Raw genomic sequence first — 6,464 nt, 5'->3', positions numbered from 1 at the left:
AGTTCACACCAACGATATTGGCTAGCATTCACAGCGGTTTCCCCAAAAGTATGCTGCAGCACAGTGCAGCTATAGCTATCTGTTTGATGATAACTATAGCAGCTAGAAAGAAACCGAGTGTTGCGGGAGACTAGTCTTCTGGTAAATACTTTTGGATTTTAAACATCGTGAAAAGCAAAGCGACAAAGGTTAACCCAATAAGTCCGAAAACTTTAAAGTTTACCCAAAAGTCGAGCGAAAAATTATAAGCCACGTAAATATTTAGTGCAGCAATAAAGAAAAATAACACCGACCAAAATAGGTTTAGTTGATCGCAGTCCTTTTCTGGTAGGGTAATTTGGTTTTGGTTTTGGTTTTGGTTTTGGTTTTGTTCTTTTTCTGCAACAGAACTCAATACGCCTTCAAGCGCCGTTTTTACTAAGTTTTTGTTAAACAGGTACTTAGAAACTATCAACGCGCTCCCCAAAATAGCGTACACAATGGTGGCCTTCCACTTTATAAATTGTTCGTCGTGGAATAAAATCGTCATCCCGCCCAAAATGATGGCTATCGCTAGGAAAATCCAGTGACGTTTAGCAACTTCACCTTTGGTAAAATATTGATGCGTAACCTGAATAAGAGAGGCTACGATTAACACCCCAGTTGCCCAAAAAATGTCAACAAATTTATAGACAGTGAAAAAGAGAATAAGCGGTAGATATTCAATTAAAAATGACATTCGCGATCCTAACTAAATTGATTGCTTAGGTTTTACCAAGTTACGACTAGAACATCAATATTGACTTTCATCGACGAAACTCATAGCCTGCACCGCTTATTGAATAGTTCAGAGGTATTTGCATGAATAAAAGCGACTTAGTTACAAAAATGGCGAAGTTAAGTGGATTAACAAAGAAAGATTCACAAGCAGCGTTGAGCGTCATTTTGCAAGTGACTAAAAAGCGTTTGTCAGAAGGGGATCAGATGCAAATAAATGGCCTTGGTACCTTCTCATTGAGCTATCATCCAGCTAAGCAAGGGCGAAACCCACAAACAGGGGAAACAATTACCATCGAAGGTCAGAATAAAATCCTTTTCAAGCCGGCAAAAATATTAAAAAGCCAAATCCAGTAGCATATTTTTCATTACGGTGGTGGAGTGGGTACTTTTGTCAAAAATGCAATAGTTTAAGCTCCCTTTCGTACTATCATATTGTCAATTAATCAGTTTATTTTTCCCTTCCTATCACCCAGTATGGCTTTGTTGTGCTTTCTTCATGAGCGTAGCGAGCAACGTAATGTAGTGTAATACCATGTAATTAACTTTTAAACACTTTGTTAGCTAGTATTTATTTGTTCTAAATTTTAAATGGGAATGAGGATGAATACTATTATCGAACTAGCTAATGCACACCAGCAGTGTCGTCGCCAAGCTATTAATTTAATTGTGAGTGAAAATAGGCTCTCTGATCCAGTATCTGAGCTGTTATCAAATGATCTGGCATCAAGGTATGCCGCTCCTTTCTACGCAGGTACGGATATCTCGCAGGAGATAACCCGTCTTACTATTGAGAAAACTAAGTCGGTTTTTTCTGCCAAATTCGCAAATATTTCCCCAACTTCAGGTAGTAATAGTTTAATGGCGGTTATTTTTGCATTGACGGAGCCTGGTGATAAGGTGGCTCGGGTTCCCCCTTTTTTTCCAGGTGGCGGATATCCTTTCCAATATGAAGTTTTTCACCGTCACTCTTTGCCGCTTGTATTTGATGATGCGCAGTGGCAGTTGGATAGAGCTGCATGTATTGAGCTATTACTCAAAGAGCAACCTAAGCTAGTTGTGCTTGGGGCATCGATCTTCATGGTGCCAATGCCTGTGCGAGAAATAAGTGAAATTGTTCATAGTTATGGTGGTGTTGTTGCTTACGATGGCTCACATAGTTTAGGACTTATTGCTGGTGGGCAATATCAAAATCCGCTAGACGAAGGTGCAGACATCTTATTTGGCTCAACACATAAAACTTTTCCAGGTCCTCAGGGGGGGATCATAGTCACTAACTCTGAGTCGTTACATTTTAAGATTGAATTAGTATCAAACTTCACTCCTTTAAATGGGCCGACAATGGTTTGTAATCCACACTTGGCTCGTATTGCTGCTTTGGGACTTACTCTAGATGAAGTACCGTGGCAACAATATGCTAAACAAGTCGTGGAAAATGCCAGATGCTTTGCCCGTGTATTCTCTAGTAATGGCATTGTACTTAGGGGAGAGCGCAACTCAGACTTCTCGCACTCAACGTATTGTCATCAGGTACTTCCTCTTTTGGATAAAGATCAGGGATTGCAGTATAGAGATAAACTGAAGGCTCATGGGATCTTTTGTGATGGATTTATGCGGGTCGGTACTGCAGAAATCACTCGACTTGGCTTTACAGAGCAAGACAGTACAGAAGTGGCGCAGCTTATGTGTGACATAGTCCAAAGCGACCAGCCAGTCATTCCAGAAGCTAAACAAAAGGTGAATGCTTTAGTAGAAAGCCACCGTGAGATTGTGATGTAAGGGAGGCAAAGGCATGCATTTTGCTGAACGTTTATACCCACAATCTAGACTTAGCGCTCTTCTTAGCGGCAGCTCCCCAAATAAGCCGGAACTAGACTTAAGTATTGGTGAGCCTAATGTAGCGCTTGACGAAAAAGTATTGTCTACAATCCCTGCGGGATATAGTGATTTAGCGTTGTATCCCAGAGCATCGCTGCAATATGAGTTGCAAACTACTATTTCCCGTTGGCTGCAATCTAGATATGGCAGTAGTCGTGACTTTAGTATTTCGCCTGAGCAAATTGCTATTTTGGCTGGCAGTAGGGAAGGGATCTTCATGCTACCAATCGCGCTTTTTAACCGGCAGCTGCAACAAGGAGAGCAGGTAACAATTGCGATGCCAGACCCAGGCTATCCGATTTACTTAGCCAGCGCTGAAAATATAGGGGCAAGAGTAAAAAGCATTACGCACAAGCAACTTCATCAACTGACAGCAGACGCATCGGACACTTTCACTGACTGGTCGCAAATAGACTTGATGTTTGTCTGCTCTCCAAACAATCCAACGGGTGAGGTGCTTTCACTTAAACAGTGGATAAGGTTGATTGAGCTTGCAAAGGAACACCAATTTATCCTTGTTGCTGATGAGTGCTACAGCGAGATTTATATTGAACCTTATGCCCCGACAGGAATACTTGAAGCTTGTGTTGCGATGGGAAATATCCACTTTGACAATTGCCTCGCTGTCCACAGCTTGTCAAAGCGCTCCGGATTACCGGGGTTAAGATCGGGTTTTATGGCAGGAGATCAAACGTTAATAAAGAAACTTCAGGCATATAGAAATTATCATGGTGTTTCTTTGTCCTCTATTCAACTAAGCGCTTCACAGGCTGCATGGTCTGATGAGGAGCACGTATGCAAAAATCGCCAAACTTATTCTAAAAAATTCACGGCGTTAACACAGTACCTTGAAGCACTACCCAGTTATCAAGTACCGCAAGGCGGATTTTATCTGTGGCTTGATACTGGCTGTCCTTCAGAGCAGATCTGTGGGCACTTATACCAGCATTTTGGTATCAAAGCCTTACCGGGGCATTACCTTGCCATCAGTGCTGATGCAGTAAATGATTACCAAAATTACATCCGTATTGCCCTTGTGTGCTCACAGGAAGATATTGAATTTGTTGGTAATGCAATAAAAGAAAGCATTCTGTCTTGTAGTCGTTCAAATGCTACTGGCGACCATGTCGCTTAACTATTGAAAAGGAAAATACAATGAGCAATTTAAACTCAATCGGTAAACCGACAACGTTCGACACTATCATTATAGGTTCAGGCTTTGGAGGTAGTGTTGCTGCACTGAGGCTTTGTCAGAAATATCCCAAAGGCACGCCTGATAATAAACCGGTTTTATTGCTTGAACGCGGTAAAGACTGGTGGGGAAATTTAACTCGCGATGACCAACCTAAGACGGCGCAAACGCCAACTCCACCATTTTGTAATTATCGCCAGCCTGACGGCCGTTCAGCATGGATGGCAACGGAAGAGCCATTTGGTACACCAGTTGGCGATCCAAGTCTAAATGATAAGCCACTCAACTTTAACGATGGTGTGTTTGCCAAGCGCCCAGTTGCAAAATATCCGGGGTTAGTGGAAACGATTGAGGCGCAAAACATGACAGTATGGGTGGGTGCTGGGCTTGGTGGAACATCTCAAGTGTATAACACTATTTTTCAGAAGCCATCTTGTGAAGCGTTCAACCTAGCGTTCAGAGATCCGGATTGCCCAGAGAACAACTTACTAGACTACGACCAGATAGCAAACTACTACGATACTGTAGAGAAAATAATGTCACCAACAACTATGGTGAGTGAGTGTAATGGCACGAATACTACATTGCCGTTTTTAAATATTGACAGCTGTGACATTCCAAATCAGATAGATCAAACCACTATGGTTGATTTGGCGGAGCATCGTAATCAAGACCAGATCTCTATCGCAGCTGCTCCTGATTACCTCTCTACACGTGTGTTCCTGAGTCAAGCAAATAATTTGCAGTCAAAAGAGACTGTGCTATGCGACTACGGTATTTCATCGATAGACCCTAAGTTTAGTACGCTAGCGCTGGACTGGTCTGTAGTAGCAAACGAAATTTCTTGCAAAGTACTACCATCGGCGACCATTGGTGAAATGTGGTACGGCATGAATAGCTATTCAGAAGTAGAGCAGGGCAAAGAAAAAATCTTGTACGGTATAAAAAATAGCTTAGATAGAAACTACTTAGCTCAAGCCAAAGCCACAAATATGTTAGATATTGAATGCTTAAGCGAAGTGACAAGTATCAACCAACTGGTTGATCCAGTCACTGACGAGGTTTCTTATCGCATTATTGTTAACAAAATTGATGAAAATAAAGTTGATGCACCGCAGCAGATAATATACGAAGCTAAAAATGTGATTTTATCAGCAGGCTCTATGCACAGCGCAAGGTTGTTACTAGAGTCAGCAAATTCACCAAGCTGTACAGATAATAGCAAACCGGGTCTTCCATCATTGAGCCCCTATGTTGGTAAATTATGGGGACAAAATGGCGACTTATTTGCAACACAGCTTTGCAATGAGCCAGTACGACCTGCAAATGGCGGCCCAGGCTCTGCTGAGTGTGACTTCCAATTTAGCGACGACCCCAAAACATATCTACAAGAGAATAACGCGTCTCCATTTACCAAAATGGTGGTTTACCCCGTTTGGTATGAAGAGAGTGTTTCGATTCAAAATACATTAATGATGGGGGTATGCCAAAATACGGCTCCGGGTCAATTTGTAAAACAAGCTGATGGTAGCTACCAACTCTCTTATCCGCAAACCATTGAAGCAAATGGCAAGTTTGAAGGTGGAATGGGAGATTCAATCAATACGGCTATTAATACCCTAAACGCTTGGAAAGCAGCAAATACAGCTGGCGTTGATCCAACAAAACTAGCAAAGTTCAAAGGGTATCAAGGACCGCTGCACTGTAGCACTAACACTAAACGTACATTAACAGGTAATTCAGCTGCCGAGAATGAACATTTTGATGTGGCTTATGGTATGACACCACACCCGCTAGGTGGCTGTGTACTTGGTAAAGCATGTGATAGTTACGGAAGAGTTAAAAACGCGAATGGTGATGTGGTTAAAGGACTATATGTCATTGATGGTTCACTGATCCCCGGCAGTACAGGCGCTTGTACACCTGCTTGGACTATAGCGGCGGTTGCTGAATATTGTATGGCAGAAATATCTTCAGAGCTAACGACTAGCCGAGGTTGCAGCAAATAAAGGAGAAAGACATGGCTTTATCTTACGAAAGTGATACTAAACTTCCAATTAAGCACAGCTACGACGGTGATTATTCCAATGCGCTTGCAGAGCTTCGCAGTGGTATTAATCAAATAGATGAGCAATTAATTAATTTGATTGCTGATAGGTTTATAAAGATTTCTGAGGTCGGTGATTTGAAGGCAATTTTTCACCTGCCCGTAGAGGATCTTCAACGCGAACATTTGGTTCTGGAGCGGGCTTTAACACATGCCAAGAAAAACGGTTTGTCTGAGTTTTTAACGCGAGATTTGATGAATGTGTTGATGAAGCATTCAAAAGCCGCTCAAGCAAAGAGGATCAAAGGACTGTGAGCGTGTCGATAGAGTGTTAACGGATCTCATGTAAGTAAAGGGAGTGATGCAAATAGCAGGCTCCCTTTTTTATTTTGATGCGATTAGCCTCAACTGAGCGTTTATACCAATTTGACTTAATACTTGCGCAATTTGAAGGAGTAAATCTGACGCTAACCGCGTTAAAAATTTCTTATTTAGAACAACTAAATAGCAAAATTTTTGCCTGGTTATCGACAAGATTTTCTCGCCTCAAAATAGACCACTTAATTAAGAAAATTGGTATTACTTCTGGGT

General features: G+C 41.8%; 6 protein-coding genes. 5 read left to right on the top strand and 1 reads right to left on the bottom strand.

The features are described 5' to 3' along the window. Positions 1-130: 130 nt before the first annotated feature. Positions 131-718 (bottom strand): inner membrane-spanning protein YciB, encoded by a 588-nt coding sequence (locus tag D9603_RS14550; protein ID WP_128731854.1) that lies wholly within the window; start codon positions 716-718, stop codon positions 131-133. A gap of 122 nt (positions 719-840) precedes the next feature. On the opposite strand from D9603_RS14550, the gene D9603_RS14545 reads away from it, so the two are divergent. The 5 genes from D9603_RS14545 (at position 841) to D9603_RS14525 (ending at position 6,188) form a co-directional block, all read left to right on the top strand. After that, positions 841-1,113 carry an HU family DNA-binding protein gene (locus D9603_RS14545; RefSeq protein WP_125252977.1) on the top strand — a complete coding sequence of 91 codons (273 nt, stop codon included), beginning with the start codon at positions 841-843 and terminating at the stop codon, positions 1,111-1,113. A gap of 246 nt (positions 1,114-1,359) precedes the next feature. Further along, complete coding sequence (locus tag D9603_RS14540) at positions 1,360-2,535, top strand: PLP-dependent transferase (protein WP_161972757.1); 1,176 nt, start codon at positions 1,360-1,362, stop codon at positions 2,533-2,535. 13 nt (positions 2,536-2,548) lie between these two features. After that, the gene (locus tag D9603_RS14535) at positions 2,549-3,769 is read left to right on the top strand and encodes an aminotransferase class I/II-fold pyridoxal phosphate-dependent enzyme (protein ID WP_128731852.1); all 1,221 of its coding nucleotides are present in this window, start codon (positions 2,549-2,551) and stop codon (positions 3,767-3,769) included. Positions 3,770-3,789: 20 nt separating this feature from the next. Beyond that, positions 3,790-5,835, top strand: coding sequence for a GMC oxidoreductase (locus D9603_RS14530; RefSeq protein WP_206644504.1), 2,046 nt, complete (start codon positions 3,790-3,792; stop codon positions 5,833-5,835). 11 nt (positions 5,836-5,846) lie between these two features. Then, positions 5,847-6,188: a chorismate mutase gene (locus D9603_RS14525; RefSeq protein ID WP_128731851.1), complete on the top strand. Its 342-nt coding sequence runs from the start codon at positions 5,847-5,849 to the stop codon at positions 6,186-6,188. Positions 6,189-6,464 lie beyond the last annotated feature (276 nt).

This window comes from Pseudoalteromonas sp. PS5, assembly GCF_004103255.1.
In the GTDB taxonomy this organism is placed as follows: Bacteria; Pseudomonadota; Gammaproteobacteria; order Enterobacterales; family Alteromonadaceae; genus Pseudoalteromonas; species Pseudoalteromonas peptidolytica.
The sequence above is the reverse complement of the archived record's forward strand: the minus strand, read 5'-3'. Positions and strand labels throughout refer to the sequence as shown.

Coding starts and splice junctions, on each gene's coding strand:
- D9603_RS14550 (WP_128731854.1), bottom strand. CDS start 718: ATGTCATTTTTAATTGAATATCTACCGCTTATTCTCTTTTTCACTGTC.
- D9603_RS14545 (WP_125252977.1), top strand. CDS start 841: ATGAATAAAAGCGACTTAGTTACAAAAATGGCGAAGTTAAGTGGATTA.
- D9603_RS14540 (WP_161972757.1), top strand. CDS start 1,360: ATGAATACTATTATCGAACTAGCTAATGCACACCAGCAGTGTCGTCGC.
- D9603_RS14535 (WP_128731852.1), top strand. CDS start 2,549: ATGCATTTTGCTGAACGTTTATACCCACAATCTAGACTTAGCGCTCTT.
- D9603_RS14530 (WP_206644504.1), top strand. CDS start 3,790: ATGAGCAATTTAAACTCAATCGGTAAACCGACAACGTTCGACACTATC.
- D9603_RS14525 (WP_128731851.1), top strand. CDS start 5,847: ATGGCTTTATCTTACGAAAGTGATACTAAACTTCCAATTAAGCACAGC.